At 63.0% G+C, this 18174-nt stretch carries 17 protein-coding genes and 1 pseudogene; 7 read left to right on the forward strand and 11 right to left on the reverse strand.

The annotated features are described in order from the left end of the window. From QYE47_RS20790 to merT, 9 genes and pseudogenes are all read right to left on the reverse strand, one after another. Positions 1 to 2498: Tn3-like element IS1071 family transposase (locus QYE47_RS20790; RefSeq protein WP_301159114.1), on the reverse strand; the 2498-nt coding region annotated here is incomplete at its 3' end. 145 nt (positions 2499 to 2643) lie between these two features. Then, positions 2644 to 5376, reverse strand: a pseudogene (locus QYE47_RS20795) (Tn3 family transposase); the annotation flags it as partial. 2 nt (positions 5377 to 5378) lie between these two features. Continuing rightward, complete coding sequence (locus QYE47_RS20800) at positions 5379 to 5939, reverse strand: recombinase family protein (RefSeq protein ID WP_003124096.1); 561 nt, start codon at positions 5937 to 5939, stop codon at positions 5379 to 5381. Between the two features lie 130 nt (positions 5940 to 6069). Then, positions 6070 to 7059, reverse strand: a complete 990-nt coding sequence (locus tag QYE47_RS20805; RefSeq protein WP_003132006.1) for a DUF3330 domain-containing protein — start codon at positions 7057 to 7059, stop codon at positions 6070 to 6072. Beyond that, on the reverse strand, positions 7056 to 7292 hold the full coding sequence (gene merE, locus QYE47_RS20810) for a broad-spectrum mercury transporter MerE (protein ID WP_003132004.1): 237 nt from the start codon (positions 7290 to 7292) through the stop codon (positions 7056 to 7058). The genes QYE47_RS20805 and merE overlap by 4 nt, the downstream gene beginning before the upstream one ends. Next, positions 7289 to 7654, reverse strand: coding sequence for a mercury resistance co-regulator MerD (merD, locus tag QYE47_RS20815; protein ID WP_000995360.1), 366 nt, complete (start codon positions 7652 to 7654; stop codon positions 7289 to 7291). Before merD ends, merE begins: the two co-directional genes overlap by 4 nt. Before the next feature lie 17 nt (positions 7655 to 7671). Beyond that, the gene (gene merA / locus QYE47_RS20820; RefSeq protein WP_003158917.1) at positions 7672 to 9357 is read right to left on the reverse strand and encodes a mercury(II) reductase; all 1686 of its coding nucleotides are present in this window, start codon (positions 9355 to 9357) and stop codon (positions 7672 to 7674) included. Between the two features lie 71 nt (positions 9358 to 9428). Beyond that, a complete protein-coding gene (merP, locus tag QYE47_RS20825) occupies positions 9429 to 9704 on the reverse strand; it encodes a mercury resistance system periplasmic binding protein MerP (RefSeq protein WP_003131987.1) in 276 nt (91 codons plus the stop codon). A gap of 12 nt (positions 9705 to 9716) precedes the next feature. After that, positions 9717 to 10067 carry a mercuric ion transporter MerT gene (merT, locus tag QYE47_RS20830; RefSeq protein WP_003131974.1) on the reverse strand — a complete coding sequence of 117 codons (351 nt, stop codon included), beginning with the start codon at positions 10065 to 10067 and terminating at the stop codon, positions 9717 to 9719. Between the two features lie 71 nt (positions 10068 to 10138). Between merT and QYE47_RS20835 the strand changes: the two genes are divergently transcribed. Next, positions 10139 to 10573 carry a mercury resistance transcriptional regulator MerR gene (locus QYE47_RS20835; protein ID WP_003131969.1) on the forward strand — a complete coding sequence of 145 codons (435 nt, stop codon included), beginning with the start codon at positions 10139 to 10141 and terminating at the stop codon, positions 10571 to 10573. 112 nt (positions 10574 to 10685) lie between these two features. Here the strand turns inward: QYE47_RS20835 and trfA are convergent, their stop codons facing one another. Beyond that, positions 10686 to 11906 (reverse strand): plasmid replication initiator TrfA, encoded by a 1221-nt coding sequence (gene trfA, locus QYE47_RS20840; protein WP_011114072.1) that lies wholly within the window; start codon positions 11904 to 11906, stop codon positions 10686 to 10688. A 46-nt stretch (positions 11907 to 11952) separates the two neighbouring features. After that, positions 11953 to 12294 carry a single-stranded DNA-binding protein gene (locus QYE47_RS20845; RefSeq protein WP_000019167.1) on the reverse strand — a complete coding sequence of 114 codons (342 nt, stop codon included), beginning with the start codon at positions 12292 to 12294 and terminating at the stop codon, positions 11953 to 11955. Between the two features lie 113 nt (positions 12295 to 12407). Between QYE47_RS20845 and QYE47_RS20850 the strand changes: the two genes are divergently transcribed. The 6 genes from QYE47_RS20850 to QYE47_RS20875 all read left to right on the forward strand — a co-directional run bounded on the left by QYE47_RS20850 (position 12408) and on the right by QYE47_RS20875 (position 18172). Next, positions 12408 to 12770, forward strand: a complete 363-nt coding sequence (locus QYE47_RS20850) for a transcriptional regulator (RefSeq protein ID WP_011114045.1) — start codon at positions 12408 to 12410, stop codon at positions 12768 to 12770. 309 nt (positions 12771 to 13079) lie between these two features. Beyond that, a complete protein-coding gene (trbB, locus tag QYE47_RS20855; RefSeq protein ID WP_000132020.1) occupies positions 13080 to 14042 on the forward strand; it encodes a P-type conjugative transfer ATPase TrbB in 963 nt (320 codons plus the stop codon). Positions 14043 to 14058: 16 nt separating this feature from the next. Next, positions 14059 to 14523, forward strand: coding sequence for a conjugal transfer system pilin TrbC (trbC, locus tag QYE47_RS20860; RefSeq protein WP_011114046.1), 465 nt, complete (start codon positions 14059 to 14061; stop codon positions 14521 to 14523). A 3-nt stretch (positions 14524 to 14526) separates the two neighbouring features. Continuing rightward, positions 14527 to 14838 carry a conjugal transfer protein TrbD gene (locus QYE47_RS20865; protein ID WP_001207961.1) on the forward strand — a complete coding sequence of 104 codons (312 nt, stop codon included), beginning with the start codon at positions 14527 to 14529 and terminating at the stop codon, positions 14836 to 14838. Then, on the forward strand, positions 14835 to 17393 hold the full coding sequence (locus QYE47_RS20870; protein ID WP_011114047.1) for a VirB4 family type IV secretion/conjugal transfer ATPase: 2559 nt from the start codon (positions 14835 to 14837) through the stop codon (positions 17391 to 17393). The genes QYE47_RS20865 and QYE47_RS20870 overlap by 4 nt, the downstream gene beginning before the upstream one ends. Then, the gene (locus tag QYE47_RS20875; protein WP_011114048.1) at positions 17390 to 18172 is read left to right on the forward strand and encodes a conjugal transfer protein TrbF; all 783 of its coding nucleotides are present in this window, start codon (positions 17390 to 17392) and stop codon (positions 18170 to 18172) included. Before QYE47_RS20870 ends, QYE47_RS20875 begins: the two co-directional genes overlap by 4 nt. Positions 18173 to 18174: the final 2 nt, after the last annotated feature.

Raw genomic sequence — 18174 nt, forward strand, 5'->3', positions numbered from 1 at the left:
AATTGCACGCCAGCCTCATAGATTGGATCGCCCTGGGCGGCAGAACCGAACCGCGCAAGAGCTGCCACCGCACTGGCATGTCCGCTCATGACCGAGGCTGCCAGGTGCACCAGACTATCCCAATGCTTTTCGATCAAAGCGACGTCGACATTGGCTTCGCACACCGCAGCGATTTCTGCGGGCACTTTGGTGCCGCGTGGCACAAAGAGGTGGCGCTGTTTGAGTTCCTTCAACCGCGGGCAAAGATCAAAACCAAGCAAACGGGCATGTGACATGGCAAAGTCGGTGTAGCCATGGGTATCCACAGCAAGCTGGCTGGTCTCCAGCTTTTCTTGGCGGATGACACCTTCAATGGCCACGCCCGCCTGGCGCTCATTGAGCACAAAGGGCTGCGCATGGAAGATGCCCCACCGGTCTTTTACATGGGAGTAGATTCCAATGGAAGGTGTGTTGCGCCGAGGATCAAGCCGGGCTTGCCACACCCGTTTGGTGGTCTCCATGCTCATCATGTCAGAAGATGCCAAATCGGACCGCCCCCAGGTGGCGGCAATCGGGTGTCGCTGCATGAATTCCAGCACAGCCTGGCAGGCCTGGCTCAGACGCCGTTCGTCCCGCGCCCAGCGCATGGCCTGGCGAATGCTGGTGGCAGACAATTGCGGAATCATGCGCGCGCATTCGACCGCAGTCAGACTGGTGCCGTGGGCCATGATGCCGGCATAGACCATCAGCAGCTCGTCGGTAGAGCGCGGCTCACGTCCGAGCATGATCCAGCTAAAGCGCACCTGGGCGTCAACGGCCAGAATCACTTCCGGCAATTGAACCTCACCGATGCGGTGATCCAAAGCCGCGCGCAGCTTGGTCACTTCTGGGTCTTCGTCCTCTGCGGGCAATGGCGACAAATGGAGTTCATCATCCACGCGCAGTACGCCACTGCGGGCTGCAGCGGCCACCGCATCGACACCGGCAGTTACTCTGGCCAGCAAAGGCTTCAAGAAAGTGGCAGCCTTGCTGGGTAACGATAGACGGGCATAGTGTTTCTTGGACTCTGCCTGCCAACGCTCGTCCGTGAAGAACAAGCGCGCACGACCCCGAAAGCTCAGGCTGTGCTCAATCCAGACCGAGCCATTGCGCACCGCGCGGCGCAGGGCAAACAGGGTGGCCACCTCCAACGCCTGAAACGCCCGTTCCCGGTCTGGGCTGGAGATCGAAACCTGCCAGATCATTCCCAGACTTGGTGCCACCACTTCAACTGGCAGCTTTCTGGATCCTTTGAGATATAAAGCTTGCAGCTTGGCAAGGTACTCGATGGCAGGATGCTCGCCGGTGGCCTGCCAGGGCAGCTTTGCAATGGCGACGAGCAACGACCGCACGGGGCGAATTCCATCAATCAATCCCTCGCGGACCAGGGAGGCCCTGCTCGGTGGTTTGCGTTTCTGGGTTTCGGTGATCAAGGCTTCAAGACGGGCACGCAACTCAGCATCTGGCACCGCACCTTGCGCGCTCAAGGCAACAAGTTCGCCGAGCAGCGTTTTGTACATTGCGGCCCAATTGACGGTAGCGGGGACATCGGCGGCAGCCTGACGCCACAGATCGGCGATCCGGCGCTGCACCATAAGGATCAACTGGTCTGTGGTGGTGAACAGGCAATACCGAAGAAAGCATGCGACCTCCACGGTGCGCGCTGGCTCTTTGATCTTGGCTCCGGCTGAGGGCGGCCTGGAGACAAGTCGGCGCGCGTAGCGGCGCAAGATGAGATCGGGGATGTCTGCCAGGTGCTTATGAACGTCCAGCGTGTAAAGCAGGTCGATGCGCTCCAGTACCTCGCTGATTTGGCGGGTTGAGTGTTTCGCCGGTGCAGCCCATAGCCAACTCTGCTGGGTTTGTCCATCTGGGCGCAGCTCTGAAACTGAGGCTCGCCAGCGATCAAGTGTTGCTGGATCAACGCTGGCGGCGATGGCGGTGCCTGTTTCAACTTCAAGCTGGGCAAGTGCCGCCGCAATCAGTGTCCGAATTGCCCGCTCGTGCACGATCACCAGCTTGTTCTTGTACAGCCATTGACGCGCCCGCACGAGTAGCTGATCGCGGTCGGCGCAGCGCGCCACTTCGTCGCGCAGTTCACGTACCAGTGAGCGGCGCTGGTGCTCGCTCATCCACTGGAATCCAAGGACCGTGCAGGCTACTTGTTGGTGATCGAATAGCGTGCGCCCGCGTTCATACATGGCTCTCAGCGAGGCGACTTCTGGTGCTGCAATGCCAAGCTCGTTGCCAAGGTGGCGCCACAAGGCTACTGGAATTACCCGAAAGGCACCGAGCAAACGCCCACTCATGCGCAGGAAACCAATATGGAGCGCCAGACCAAGCTTGTGGGAATCACCTCGGCGTGCATTGATTGCGTCGCGCTCGGCACCATCGAAGGTGAAAAATGCCTTCATCTCGAAGTCGCTGATATCGCGGGGGAGCCCACGCATCCCCAAAAACGTTGTGTGCCAACCCTGCATCGTGAACCTCAAAAGTGGGAGGCCACCATACCCGTTTACAAAGCGAACAGGAAAGTCAATGAAATCAACGGTCTACCCAGACCACCCCCGCGCCAGTGCTAGCTTTGCGTACCGTCACTTATTGCACTGAAAACGAGGAGACCCCCCGGTAGCGCTGCTGCTCGAAACTGCGGTCGCGGATTTCACCCAGGCGGTTGAAAAACACTGCCCTGGCCAGCGCATTGCGCGCCTCGCCCTTGTTCAGGCCGGCATGCACGCGGCGGCGCAGTTCCACGCTTTGCAGCCAGTCCAGGATGAACAGCGTGCGCTCGATGCGGCCCAGCTCGCGGAGCGCCACGGCCAGGCCGTTCTGGCGTGGGTAGCTGCCGAGCTTTCGGAGCATCAGGGAGGCCGTCACCGTGCCCTGCTTGATCGAGGTGGCCAGCCGCAGGATTTCGTCCCAATGGGCGCGGACGTGCTTGATGTTGAGCGTGCCGCCGATCATGGGTTTCAGCGCGTCATAGGCGGCGTCGCCCTTCGGGATGTAGAGCTTGGTGTCGCCCAGGTCGCGGATGCGCGGCGCGAAGCGGAAGCCCAGGAGGTGCATCAGGGCGAAGACGTGATCGGTGAAGCCCGCCGTGTCGGTGTAATGCTCCTCGATCCGCAAGTCGGACTCGTGGTACAGCAGGCCGTCGAGCACGTAGGTCGAATCGCGCACGCCGACGTTCACGACCTTGGTGTGAAATGGCGCGTACTGGTCAGAAATGTGGGTGTAGAACGTCCGCCCTGGGCTGCTCCCGTATTTCGGGTTGATGTGGCCGGTGCTCTCGGCCTTGCTGCCGGTGCGGAAGTTCTGGCCGTCCGACGATGAGGTGGTGCCGTCGCCCCAGTGCTCGGCGAAGGGATGGCGGAACTGTGCGTTGACCAGATCGGCCAGCGCCGCCCCGTAGGTTTCGTCGCGGATGTGCCAGGCTTGCAGCCAAGCCAGCTTGGCGTAGGTCGTGCCGGGGCAAGACTCCGCCATCTTGGTCAGGCCCAGGTTGATCGCGTCGGCGAGGATCGTGGTCAGCAACAGGTTCTTGTCTTTGGCCGGGTCGCCCGATTTCAGATGCGCGAAATGCCGAGTGAAGCCCGTCCATTCGTCCACCTCCAGCAGCAGTTCGGTGATCTTGACGTGCGGCAGGATCATTGCCGTCTGGTCGATCAGCGCTTGGGCGGTGTCGGGTACCGCCGCGTCGAGCGGCGTGATCTTCAAGCCTGACTCGGTGATGATGGCGTCCGGCAGCTCGTTGGCCGTCGCCATACGGTTGACGGTGGCAAGCTGTGTTTCCAGCAGCGTCAGCCGGTCGTTCAGGTACCGGTTGCAGTCGGTGGCCACGGCCAGCGGCAATTCGCTGGCCTGCTTGAGGCTGGCGAATTTCGCGGGCGGCACCAGGTAGTCCTCGAAGTCCTTGAACTGGCGCGACCCCTGCACCCAGATGTCGCCGGAACGCAACGCGTTCTTCATCTCCGACAGCGCGCACAGTTCGTAGTAGCGCCGGTCGATGCCGGTGTCGGTCATGACCAGCTTCTGCCAGCGCGGCTTGATGAACTCGGTCGGCGCGTCGGCGGGCACCTTGCGGGCGTTGTCGCTGTTCATGCCGCGCAGCACCTCGATGGCGTCGAGCACGTCCTTCGCGGCGGGAGCGGCCCGCAGCTTGAGCACGGCAAGGAATTCCGGCGCGTAGCGGCGCAGCGTGGCGTAGCTTTCGCCGATGCGGTGCAGGAAATCGAAGTCCTCGGGCTGCGCAAGCTTCTGCGCTTCGGTGACGCTCTCGGCGAAGGCATCCCAGGACATGACGGCCTCGATGGCGGCGAACGGATCGCGGCCCGCCTGCTTGGCCTCGATCAGCGCCTGGCCGATGCGGCCGAACAACCGCACCTTGGCGTTGATCGCCTTGCCGGACGCCTGGAATTGCTGCTGATGCTTGTTCTTGGCGGCGTTGAACAGCTTGCCCAGGATGCGGTCGTGCAGGTCGATGATTTCGTCGGTGACGGTGGCCATGCCCTCGATGGCAAGCGCCACCAGGGTGGCATAGCGTCGCTGCGCCTCGAACTTGGCCAGGTCGGCGGGCGTCATCTGGCCACCCTCACGGGCGATCTTGAGCAGGCGGTTCTGGTGCACCGACCGCTCGATGCCAGAAGGCAGGTCGAGCGCCTGCCACGCTTTGAGGCGTTCGATGTGTTCCAGCATGTGCCGCGAATTCGGTTTGACGGGCGATTGGCGCAGCCAGGCCAGCCAGGTCGTTTTGCCGTTGTCCCGACGCTTGAGCAGATCGTCGAGGCGGCGGCGATGCGCGTCCGACAGCGGTTCGGCCAAGGCATCGTAGATGCGCCGGTTGGCGCGGGTGATTGCTTCGGCGCTCGCCCGCTCGACGGCGTTGAGGGCAGGCAGAATGACCGACTGCTGCCGCAGGTGCTCGATCAAGGTGCTGGCCAGCACGATGCCCTTGTCGGTCTGCAAGGCCATCTCGGTCAGCAACTGGACGGCCTGCCGGTAGTGGCCCATGGTAAAGGGCTGGAAGCCGAACACCGTTTGCAGTTCGACCAGGTGCTCGCGCCGGGTCTGCTCCCGCTGCCCGTATTCGTCCCAGCTTTCGACGCTGACCTTGAGCTGGTCGGCGACCAGTTTCAACAAGGGCGGAAACGGCGGCTCATCGACGCCCAGGATGACACCAGGAAAGCGCAGGTAACAGAGCTGCACGGCGAAGCCCAGCCGGTTGGCCGGGCCGCGCCGCTGCCGGATGATGGAGAGGTCGGTTTCGCTGAACGTGTAGTGACGGATCAACTCATCCTTGGTGTCCGGCAACGCCAGCAGGCTTTCGCGCTCGGCGGCGGACAGGATTGAACGACGTGGCATATTTACTGATCCGTTCTCAAGTATTGATACAGGGTTTCGCGACTGATTCCGAATTCACGAGCCAGCTTGGTCTTTTGCTCGCCAGCCTCGACACGTTGGCGCAGTTCGGCAATACGCTCAGACGACAGGGATTTCTTCCTGCCACGGTAGGCCCCGCGCTGCTTGGCGAGCGCGATGCCCTCGCGCTGCCGCTCGCGGATCAAGGCGCGTTCGAACTCGGCGAACGCGCCCATTACCGACAGCATCAGGTTCGCCATCGGCGAGTCCTCGCCGGTGAAGGTCAAATGCTCCTTAAGGAACTCGATGCGTACGCCGCGCTGGGTGAGGCCCTGCACCAGGCGGCGCAGGTCGTCGAGGTTGCGCGCCAGACGATCCATGCTGTGCACCACGACCGTGTCGCCTTCGCGCACGAAGGCGAGCAGCCGTTCCAGTTCGGGCCGCCGTGTGTCCTTGCCCGACGCCTTGTCGGTGAACACTTTATCCACCTGGATCTGTTCGAGCTGCCGTTCTGGGTTCTGGTCGAAGCTGCTGACGCGGACGTAACCGATGCGCTGACCGTGCAAGGTATCCTCCTGAGGGAAATGTGTCAGGAAGAAATCTATGACCCTTGACGGCGCATGTCAATCAATTCGGAAGGCAACTCTATTCTGACGATTTAGCGCCGGATGGTCTGACGCCAAGTTAGGGTATGCCTCAATCTGACGGTAGCGAGTCGCAGGCGTTCGGATCGGCATCGGTTTCGTTCCCTGTCTTGGCACGCGCTTCGAAGCGTTGATAACACTCCAACCCGCAGAAGTGCTCGACGTATTCCGCGCCTTCCGGGGTGAAGGCGGCATCGAGCGGGATTTCCTTGCAGCACACGCAGCAACTGGTGGTGGTCGAGTCACTTGCATTCATGGTGGCACCCCTCCATTGACTGACGAAGACGGCGAATGCCGCCGCCGGCATTGGCTTCGCGAACAGGAAGCCTTGTCCTGTGTCGCAGTCCGCTTGTCGCAATAGATCAAGACTCGCCGATGTTTCCACGCCTTCAGCCACCACATCCATGCCCAGCCCGTGCGCAAGCTGAATCACGGTGTGCACGATGGTTTGGTCGCGGCGGTCGTTGGCGAGCCCGGCGACAAACGATTGGTCGATCTTGAGCGTGCTGATTGGGCAGCACTTCAGATGTTGCAGACAGGAATACCCCGTCCCGAAGTCATCGGCGGCGAAGCGCACACCGATCTGCCGCAAGGCGTCCAGGGCGGGGAAGATCGCCGGATCACCAAACGCGACCGATTCGGTCAGCTCGATTTCGAGATACTCGGCGGGCAACTCGGCATCAGCCAGCACGCCCTTTACCCACCCGTCGAAGTCCGGTCCCACTTGGCTCGCCGAAACATTGACGGCCAGCCGGAACGGTCGCCATGCCAGCATTCGCCAGTCACGCATCTGGCGGCAGGCTTCGCCCAGCACCCAAGCGCCGATTTCAGGCATCAGGCCGGACGATTCGACCACGGGCAGGAACTGGCCCGGTGGCAATAGTCCAAGCGTCGGATGACGCCAGCGCAACAGGGCTTCCGCGCCGACAATCCCACCACTGCGCAGATCGACGACGGGCTGGTAGTGCAGTTCAAGCTGCCCGCGCTCGACCGCTTGGGCCAGTTCCGGCGTCGTCCATCCATCCGGCCGGAAAGCGCTCATTCTCTTTCCCTGAATGCCCGCAACGCCCGCGACAGGGACAGAAGGAACAGGCCGGTCAAACCGAGCGCCGCGATGACCCAATGCTCGCCGAGGAAAGCACCGGCGGTTGTGCCGGCCAGCACGACAGCGAGGATGGGCAGGTGGCAGGGGCAAGTCAGCACAGCCAGTCCGCCCCACAGGTAGCCGGTGATCGGTTTGTGCGTCTCGGACGGCAAGCGCTCGGGGTTGTTCATGGCAGACTCTCCGCGTGCTGTGCCGGCTCGGTCGGCAGGGTGGCCAACTGCACTTCCAGATCGGCCAACGCTTCGCGCCGACGCTCGACGAACTGACGCAGCAGGGCAAGCTGCGCGGCCGCTTCGTCGCCGTCCGCCGCATCCAGCGCCCGGCACAGCCGCGCCAGCGCGTCGAGGCCGATGCCCGCCTCGAAGGCCGCCCGCACGAAGCACAGCCGTTGCAAGGCGGCGTCATCGAACAAGCCGTAGCCGCCTGGTGTGCACGCCACCGGGCGCAGCAATCCGCGCAGCAGGTAGTCGCGCACGATATGCACGCTCACCCCGGCATCAAGAGCCAGCCGGGACACCGTGTAGGCGTTCATTGAACACCTCCTTTTTCTCACCCGGCGCAGCAGGAAAGCTGCTTCACATCCTTGTTGAAGGTCTGCGCCGCGAGCTTCAACCCCTCGACCATCGTCAGGTAGGGGAACAACTGGTCGGCCAGTTCCTGCACCGTCATGCGGTTGCGAATGGCCAGAGCCGCCGTCTGGATCAGTTCACCCGCTTCCGGCGCGACCGCCTGTACGCCGATCAGCCGATGGCTGCCTTCCTCGATAACCAACTTGATGAAGCCGCGTGTGTCGAAGTTGGCGAGCGCACGCGGCACGTTGTCCAAGGTCAAGGTGCGGCTGTCGGTCTCGATCCCGTCGTGGTGGGCTTCCGCCTCGCTGTAGCCCACGGTCGCCACTTGCGGATCGGTGAACACCACGGCCGGCATTGCGGTCAGGTCGAGCGCCGCATCGCCGCCGGTCATGTTGATCGCGGCACGGGTGCCGGCCGCTGCCGCCACATAGACGAACTGCGGCTGGTCGGTGCAGTCGCCGGCCGCGTAGATGTTCGGGTTGCTCGTGCGCATGCCTTGGTCGATGGCGATGGCACCTTGCGCATTGACAGTGACCCCCGCTGCGTCCAGCGCGAGGCTGCGCGTGTTCGGTGTCCGACCGGTGGCAACCAGCAGTTTGTCGGCGCGCAATTCACCGTGCGTGGTGGTCAGCACGAATTCACCGTCCATATGGGCGACCTGGCTGGCTTGCGTGTGCTCCAGCACCTCGATGCCCTCGGCACGGAAAGCGGCTGTCACCGCCTCGCCGATGGCCGGGTCTTCACGGAAGAACAAGGTATTGCGCGCCAGGACCGTGACCTTGCTGCCCAGCCGGGCAAAGGCTTGCGCCAGCTCCAGCGCCACCACCGACGAGCCGATTACGGCAAGGCGTTCGGGAATGGTGTCGCTCGCCAGGGCCTCGGTGGAAGTCCAGTAGGGTGACTCTTTCAAGCCCGGAATCGGCGGGACCGCCGGGCTGGCACCCGTGGCGACCAGGCAGCGGTCGAACATCACGACGCGCTCGCCACCCTCGTTCAAACGGACGGTAAGGCTCTGGTCGTCCTTGAAGCGCGCCTCACCGTGCACAACGGTGATGGCCGGATTACCGCCCAGGATGCCTTCGTACTTGGCGTGCCGCAGTTCGTCGACGCGGGCCTGCTGCTGGGCCAGCAGCTTACTGCGGTCAATCGTAGGCACAGTTGCCGCAATACCGCCATCGAACGGGCTTTCCCGGCGCAGATGGGCGATGTGGGCGGCGCGGATCATGATCTTGGACGGCACACAGCCGACATTGACGCAGGTGCCGCCGATGGTGCCGCGCTCGATCAGCGTGACCTGCGCGCCTTGCTCGACGGCTTTCAGCGCCGCCGCCATCGCGGCTCCACCGCTGCCAATGACCGCTACCTGCACCGGGGGCTCGTTGCCACTGTGCTTTTCGGCGGCGGCCATCCATCCCCGCACCTTGTCGAGCAGTCCGACGCGGTTGTCCGCCAGTGGCGCATCGGCTAGCGTTGCCTTGTAGCCCAGTCCGGCCACGGCGGCAGTCAGCGCGTCCGGCGATGTGCCCGGCACGATGGCGAGTTGCGCTGTGCCCTTCGGATAGGACACCAGCGCCGACTGCACGCCTGGCACTTTTTCCAGCGCTTCCTTGACGTGCGCCGCGCACGAGTCGCAAGTCATGCCGGTGATTTTTAGATGGGTCATGCAACAGATCCTTTATCGTTTGTGGCGCCAGACAATGACGTCCGTTGTGCTGCGGTGCCGTTTTCAGTGACTCACTGCTTGACGCTGGACGGATAGCCCGCGTCTGCGGTTGCCTTGGTCAGCTTCTGCACGCTGGTCTTGGCATCGTCGAAGGTGACGACCGCTTGGCGTGTCTCGAAAGTCACGTCAACTTTGCTGACGCCTTCGACCTTGGAAATCGCCTTCTTGACAGTGATCGGGCAGGCGGAGCAGGTCATGCCCGGTACGGACAGCGTGACGGTCTGGGTGGCGGCCCAGACGGGGGCAACAACGGCGGCGAGGGCGAGGGAGGCAAACAGTTTCTTCATGGTGAACTCCGATCAGTAGAAAAATGGCATGACGTAGGGAAATCCGAGCGCGACCAGAACCAGCGCGGCCACGATCCAGAAAATGAGCTTGTAAGTAGCTCGCACTTGGGGAATCGCGCAGACCTCACCCGGTTTGCAGGCCGCTGCCTGCCGGTAGATGCGCCGCCAGGCGAAGAACAACGCCACCAGCGCCACGCCGATAAAGATGGGGCGATAGGGTTCCAACACCGCCAAGTTGCCGATCCAAGCGCCGCTGAACCCCAAGGCGATCAGAACCAACGGCCCGAGGCAGCAAGCCGAGGCGAGGATGGCGGCAAGCCCTCCAGTGAAGAGCGCGCCGCGCCCGGTTTTTGGTTCAGACATGCGCTTGTCCTTTCGAATTGAAATTGGATAGCGTAACCTTACTTCCGTACTCATGTACGGAGTCAAGCGATATGGAAAACAATTTGGAGAACCTGACCATTGGCGTTTTCGCCAAGGCGGCCGGGGTCAATGTGGAGACCATCCGTTTCTATCAGCGCAAGGGCTTGTTGCTGGAGCCTGACAAGCCCTATGGCAGCATCCGCCGCTATGGCGAGGCGGATGTAACGCGGGTGCGCTTCGTGAAATCAGCCCAGCGGCTGGGCTTCAGCCTGGATGAGATCGCCGAGCTGCTGCGGCTGGAGGATGGCACCCATTGCGAGGAAGCCAGCAGTCTGGCCGAGCACAAGCTCAAGGACGTGCGCGAGAAAATGGCTGACCTGGCGCGCATGGAGGCCGTGCTGTCTGAGTTGGTGTGCGCCTGCCATGCGCGAAGGGGGAACGTTTCCTGCCCGCTGATCGCGTCACTACAGGGTGGAGCAAGCTTGGCAGGTTCGGCTATGCCTTAGCGTGCTTTATTTTCCGTTTTCTGAGACGACCCCTGCCTCGCCGGAAGTGGCGATGCTCGAGAAAAAAAGCCGCCTCGATCTCGGGCGGCTCCAGGGGAGGGCAGGGGGGCGATCACCGCTTGCAATGCACCAGGTCGTCGTTCACCCACGCACTTTCGACCAGGCCGTTTTCGCGCAGCTCGTCGCACGCTTCGCCTACCTGCTCGCGCCACTTCTTCGGCCGGGTGGAATCCGAGCCGCACATCAGCCGGAACGTCTCCAGCTTGAGCGGGTACGGCTCCTTGTGGGTGGCGAAGTAGTCGAACATGCGCCGCGCGGTGGGCGACAGCTTGCGGTACTTCTCCCACACGAATTTCGTGTAGTGGTCGCCGGCGAACAGCACCACGATTTCGGCGTCGATCTCGACCTGGCAGCGCGACGTGCGCTTGCCGCGATCCAGGACGCGGAAGCGCCGGATCAGCGACACCGATTCGAGCCGGCCGATGCGTTGGGATGAGAACTGCATGGCCGACGCCTGGAGCCGCGTCAGGCATTCCTCGGCCCTTGTGTAGTACCGACCGTTGATTGACCAGTCCAAGTCCTGGCAAAGCTCGTAGAACGTGAAGGAAACCGGCTCTCCGAGCGCGGTGCGCTTCGCGTACTCCAGCACCTGGGCGAATACCAGCTCGTCGTCGTCGGCGCGCAGCTCGATCCCGGTGTAGGTGATCTCCACGTCTTTGTTGACGTGGTAGATCGACTGGCCTTGCAGCGCGGCGCGCGGCACCTTCTTGTTGCGGACGGTGAAGATCGCCGACCGCCCGAAGTCGTTGGGCAGTGCCCGCATGTGATCCGGCCAGGGAGCCAGGTCGAACAGCGAGAGCTGCATGTCCTTGATCTGCTGCTTCGTGTGCTTGAGCAAGGCCGTCTGCTTGGCCTCGCTGACCTTCTCGGCCAGCTCACCGCCGGCCGTTCGCTTCTTGGTCGCCATCGCACTACTCCGTTTGTCCTGGGCCAGCGCGCCGATCTGCTCGGCCATCTTGTTCACGGCGGTGCGCGGTTCGGGCGGCAGGCCCATCGTGCGCGCAAGCTCGGCCGATTCCTGCGCCATGCGCTCGGATCGCTCGACGGCGGCACTTGCCGGCGTCGGTAGCTTCGGCGGCAAAGCCGCCTCGTTGTCGCCGGCCGTGGCCGGCAGCTCGAAGAGGGAACCGGCGGGGCGGAAGGCCCCGCCGGCGCTGCCCGAGTCCCTGCGAGCGGCGGCGGTACGGGCGGCAAGGTCGGTGGCGTCGGCTTCGCTAAGCCCGCCCTCGATGAGCTTGCGCCTGTATTCCTGCTCGTTGAACTCGTTCTGCATCTAATCTCCCTCCTAGCATACTGCCCGGCCGTGGCCGGGCCTGGCCTTACTGGCCGCCGCCTGGCGCTTTGGTGTCCAGGTATTCGATTTCCTCGGCGATGAAATCGAAGCCGTATTCGGTCTTGCCGTCCTTCTCGTACTTCGTCGGCTCGATGCGGCCCTGGACGAACACCTTGGAGCCTTTGCCCAGGTACTTGCCCGCGTTCTCGGCCAGGCCGCCGAACGACTTGATGCGGAAGAAGTCCGTCTGCTCCTGCTTCGCACCGGCTGCGTTGCGCCACACGCGATTGACAGCCAGGTCGAAAACGGCGCGGGCGCTGTTTTCGCTATGGCGAACGTCGGTATCGCGGGTAAGATTACCGATAAACTGGAACAGGTTGTGGCTCATTCGTCATGCTCCTTTCGCTAATGGAGTCGTCAGTTTAGCTAAACCTGCGTCCGTGGTCAAGAACTTTAGCGGCTAAAATTTTCTGCCGCCCGCACCGAGAAGGCATACGGGCCTTGTACAACTACATCTTCTTCACGAACGTGCTCCGGCTGCTCGATGAGCGGCACATGACGAAAAAGGAGCTATCGGACAGGTCGGGGGTTTCGATCTCCTTCCTGTCCGATCTCACTACTGGCAAAGCCAACCCCTCCCTAAAGGTGATGGAGGACATTGCGCAGGCCCTTGAAACTCCCCTGCCGCTCCTGCTTGAATCGACCGACCTGGACAAAGAAGCCCTTGACACCCTGGCCGGCGGCAAGGCACCCCGAAGCCTGCCGCCAGGCTTCGAGCGCGTGGCGGCCGTGCTGCCAGAACACCAGGCGTTCATCGTCAAGAAGTGGGGCGAAGCGACAAGGAAGAAACTTAGAGGGAGTTGACGCCAGGATGTGAGAAGGGAAGGGAAGCGGCGCGGAACTGAGCCACAAGAGCCAGCCAAGTTTTAGCCGCTAAAGCCCGCCGGGGTGGCTCAACCCCCGGACAACCCATAACGCAAACGCCACGGGTTCGGCGCGAGGGCGCACGGAGCATGCGCCGCGTTGTCGCCTCTTTCGCCCCTGCAATCCGCGATGCAACGTCGCGGCCGAAGTCACCCTTGTGCGCTTCGGTGTTGCGGTCGAAATTAGTTCGGTATATCGTATGAACCTGTGTAGAATGCGCGAAACGCAACGGCATACAGGGCATACGGAATGACCGACCAGAAACCAGAACACAACAGCATCAAGGAACGGGCGAAGAAGAAGCTCGAACGCGACATGGGGCCGGAGCTGCTGGCCGCCCTCAACGATCCCAAGACCGTTGAAATCATGCTCAACGCGGACGGCAAGCTCTGGCTCGAACGCCTGGGCGAGCCGATGAAGTGCATCGGCACGCTGCGCGTCGCGCAGGCGCAAGCCATCATCGAAACCATCGCGGGCTACCACGGCAAGGAAGTCACGCGCTCCAAGCCGATCCTGGAAGGCGAGCTGCCCCTTGATGGCAGTCGCTTCGCCGGCCAGCTCCCGCCGGTTGTGCCCGCACCCACCTTCGCCATTCGGAAGAAGGCCGTCGCCATCTTCACGCTCGATCAGTACGTCGAACGCGGAATCATGACCGCGCCGCAGCGCGAGGCATTGATTGCAGCGGTGCGCGCGCACCGGAACATCCTTGTGATCGGCGGCACCGGCTCGGGCAAGACCACGCTGGTGAACGCGATCATCAACGAGATGGTGATTCAAGACCCGACCGAGCGGGTTTTCATCATCGAGGACACCGGCGAAATCCAGTGCGCCGCCGAGAACTACGTCCAGTACCACACCAGCATCGACGTGAACATGACGGCGCTGCTGAAAACCACCCTCCGCATGCGCCCCGACCGAATCCTGGTCGGCGAGGTGCGCGGCCCCGAAGCCCTTGATCTGTTGATGGCCTGGAACACCGGGCACGAAGGAGGTGCTGCAACCCTGCACGCAAACAACGCCAAAGCTGGATTGGATCGGCTCGCCATGCTCATCAGCATGCACCCCGATTCCCCGAAACCCATTGAACCGCTTATCGGCGAGGCGGTTCACGTGGTTGTTCATATCGCCCGCGTCGAAGGCTCGCGGCGCATCCAGGAAATCTTGGAGGTTTCCGGGTTCGCCAACGGCCAGTACATCACCAAAACCCTCTGACTAGGAGTTACGACCAATGCAAGCAACCTTCCCGGCATTCCGCCTCAACCGCAACGCCCTGTTCTACATGGGCCTCTTCGCCCTCCTGGCGTTCTTCCTGCTGGCCCCCCAGCACGCATTCGCCTCCGAGGGCACCGGCGGCTCTCTGCCGTATGAGAGCTGGCTGACCAACCTCCGCAACTCCGTCACCGGCCCGGTGGCCTTCGCGCTGTCGATCATCGGCATCGTGGTCGCCGGCGGCATCCTGATCTTCGGCGGCGAACTCAACGGCTTCTTCCGCACGTTGATCTTCATCGTCCTGGTCATGGCCCTGCTGGTCGGCGCGCAGAACATGATGAGCACGTTCTTCGGCCGTGGCGCGGAAATCGCCGCCCTGACCGATGGCGCGCTGCACCAGGTCAAGGTCGCCGCGCTGGACGTGGCCGGCTTCCCCGGCGAAGCCGTCATGCGCTGGGCCGAGCGCGGCCACATCGCGGGGTAAGTCATGGCTCTGCGCGCGATCCCCATCCGTAGGGCCGGCAACCGAGAAAACCTGTTCATGGGCGGGGATCGTGAGCTGGTGATGTTCTCGGGCCTGCTGGCCGGCGCGCTGATTTTCAGCGCCCAAGAAGTGAGGGCAACGGTGTTCGGCATCGCCTTGTGGTTCGGCGCGCTCTTCGCGCTGCGCCTCATGGCGAAGGCCGATCCGAAGCTGCGACACGTGTACCTGCGGCACCGCCGGTACAAGCCGTACTACCCGGCTCGCAGCACGCCCTTCCGTGACAACACGCCGAGTCAAGGGAAGCAATACAAATGATCGAAGCAATCGCAATTGCCATTGCTGTGCTCGGTGCGGTTCTGTTGCTCATCCTCTTTGCCCGCATCCGGGCTGTCGATGCCGAGCTGAAGCTCAAGAAGCATCGCGCCAAGGATGCCGGCCTGGCCGATCTGCTCAATTACGCCGCCGTGGTCGATGACGGCGTGATCGTGGGCAAGAACGGCTCCTTTATGGCCGCCTGGCTGTACAAGGGTGATGACAACGCCAGCAGCACCGAGGAACAGCGGGAAATGGTGTCGTTCCGCATCAACCAGGCCCTGGCGGGCCTGGGGAACGGCTGGATGGTGCATGTCGATGCTGTGCGTCGGCCTGCGCCGAACTACTCGGAGCGGGGCGTGTCATCGTTCCCCGACTCCGTTTCCTTCGCCATTGACGAGGAACGCCGGCGCTTGTTCGAGGGCCTGGGCGCGATGTTCGAGGGCTACTTTGTCCTGACCGTCACGTGGTTCCCGCCAGTGCTGGCCCAGCGCAAGTTTGTCGAACTCATGTTCGATGACGATGCGGTGGCTCCCGACCATACGGCGCGCACTACGGGCCTGATTGCGCAGTTCAAGCGCGAGATCACCAGCCTGGAATCGCGCCTGTCCTCGGCGGTCAAGATGACGCGCCTGCGCGGCCAAAAAGTCGTGTCGGAAGAGGGCAGGGAAGTCACGCACGATGACTTCCTGAGCTGGTTGCAGTTCTGCGTGACGGGCCTCCATCACCCGGTCATGCTGCCCAGCAATCCGATGTACCTCGATGCGGTAATCGGCGGGCAAGAGCTGTGGGGCGGCGTCGTGCCCAAGATCGGGCGCAAGTTCATCCAGGTGGTCGCCATCGAAGGCTTCCCCTTGGAGTCAACGCCTGGGGTGCTCTCGGCCCTGGCCGAGCTGCCCAGCGAATACCGCTGGTCGAGCCGCTTCATCTTCATGGATCAGCACGAGTCCTTGAAGCACCTGGACAAGTTCCGCAAGAAGTGGAAGCAGAAGATTCGCGGCTTCTTCGATCAGGTGTTCAACACGAATACCGGCTCGATCAACCAGGACGCGGCCGCGATGGTCGGCGACGCCGAGGCGGCCATCGCCGAGGTCAACAGCGGCTTGGTGGCGGCCGGCTACTACACCAGCGTAGTCGTGCTGATGGACGAGGATCGGGAGCGCCTGGCGGCCTCCGCGCTCCTGGTCGAGAAGGCCGTCAACCGCCTGGCCTTCGCGGCCCGTATCGAGACGATCAACACGCTCGATGCGTACCTGGGCAGCTTGCCCGGCCACGGCGTCGAGAACGTGCGCCGGCCGCTCATCAACACGATGAACCTGGCCGACCTGCTGCCGACAAGCTCGATCTGGACGGGCAGCGCCACGGCTCCGTGCCCGATGTACCCGCCGCTGTCGCCGGCGCTCATGCACTGCGTGACGGTGGGCGCTACGCCGTTCCGCCTGAACCTGCACGTGCGCGACCTGGGCCACACCTTCATGTTCGGCCCGACCGGCGCAGGCAAATCGACGCACCTGGGCATCATCGCCGCGCAGCTCCGTCGCTACGCCGGCATGTCGATCTACGCCTTCGACAAGGGCATGTCGATGTACCCACTCGCGGCCGGCATCCGCGCGGCCACGAAGGGCAAGAGCGGCCTGCATTTCACGGTGGCCGCCGACGATGACCGCCTGGCGTTCTGCCCGCTCCAGTTCCTCGAAACGAAGGGGGATAGGGCCTGGGCGATGGAGTGGATCGACACCATCCTGGCGTTGAACGGCGTCAACACCACGCCGGCGCAGCGCAACGAGATCGGCAACGCGATCATGAGCATGCACGCCAGCGGCGCGCGCACGCTCTCCGAGTTCTCGGTGACGATTCAGGACGAGGCGATCCGCGAGGCCATCAAGCAGTACACGGTGGACGGCTCGATGGGCCACCTGCTCGACGCCGAAGAGGACGGCCTGTCGCTGTCCGACTTCACGGTGTTCGAGATCGAAGAGCTGATGAACCTGGGCGAGAAGTTCGCGCTGCCGGTGCTGCTCTACCTGTTCCGCCGCATCGAGCGCGCACTGAAAGGCCAGCCCTCCGTCATCATCCTGGACGAAGCCTGGTTGATGCTGGGCCACCCCGCGTTCCGCGCCAAGATCAGGGAATGGCTCAAGGTGCTGCGCAAGGCCAACTGCCTTGTGCTGATGGCGACGCAAAGCCTCTCCGACGCGGCCAACTCGGGCATCTTGGACGTGATCGTGGAATCGACCGCGACCAAGATTTTCCTGCCTAACGTCTACGCCAGGGATGAGGACACATCGGCGCTCTATCGCCGTATGGGCCTCAACGCGCGTCAGATCGAAATCCTGGCGACTGCCATTCCGAAGCGTCAGTACTACTACGTCTCGGAGAACGGCCGCCGTCTCTATGACCTTGCCCTGGGGCCGATGGCCCTGGCCTTCGTCGGTGCGTCCGACAAGGAATCGGTCGCCACCATCAAGAGCCTCGAAGCCAAGTTCGGCCACGAATGGGTGCATGAGTGGCTGGCCGGCCGTGGGCTGAATCTCAACGACTACCTGGAGGCCGCATGAGCATCGCCGACACCCTCAAGGGCTTGATCTTCAAGAAGCCCGCCAACTCCGCCGAGCCGCGCGATCCGCGCCGCTCGAAGGAACCGCTCGCCGGCGGCCGCCGTGCGGGCGAGGCCGAGAACCCCTACCTGGCCGCGCGCCGCACCTGGAACGATCACGTGGGCAGCGTCGTCTCGCAGCGCCAAACCTGGCAGGTGATAGGCATCCTGTCGCTGTTGATCGCGCTGGCCGGCGTGGGTGGCGTGATCCACATCGGCAGCCAGTCGAAGTTCATCCCCTACGTGGTCGAGGTGGACAAGCTGGGCCAGACGGTGGCCGCCGGCCCGGTGCAGGCCGCAGGGAAGGCCGATCCGCGTGTCATCCACGCCGCCGTTGCGGACTGGATGAGCTGCGCGCGCATGGTGTCGCCTGACGTGGCCTTGCAGCGCAAGTGCGTGTTCAAGGCGTACTCGATGCTCGCCCCCAACGATCCGGCGACGCCAAAGATGAACGAGTGGTTGAACGGCACGCCCGATTCCAGCCCGTTCAAGCGCGCCGAGAAGGAAATGGTCAGCGTCGAGATCAAGACCGTCATCCCGCAAACGCCCGACACCTGGCAAGTCGAGTGGGTGGAAACCACGCGCGACCGCCAAGGCACGCTGAAAGGTCAGCCCGTCACCTGGCGCGCGCTCGTGACTACCTACATCGCCGAGGTCACGCCCAACACCACCGATGAGCAACTGCGGAACAACCCGTTGAGCATCTACGTGCGTGATTACTCCTGGTCCCGCATCCAATGAAT

Source organism: Pseudomonas sp. 2,4-D, assembly GCF_030418155.1.
GTDB classification, from domain to species: Bacteria; Pseudomonadota; Gammaproteobacteria; order Pseudomonadales; family Pseudomonadaceae; genus Aquipseudomonas; species Aquipseudomonas alloputida.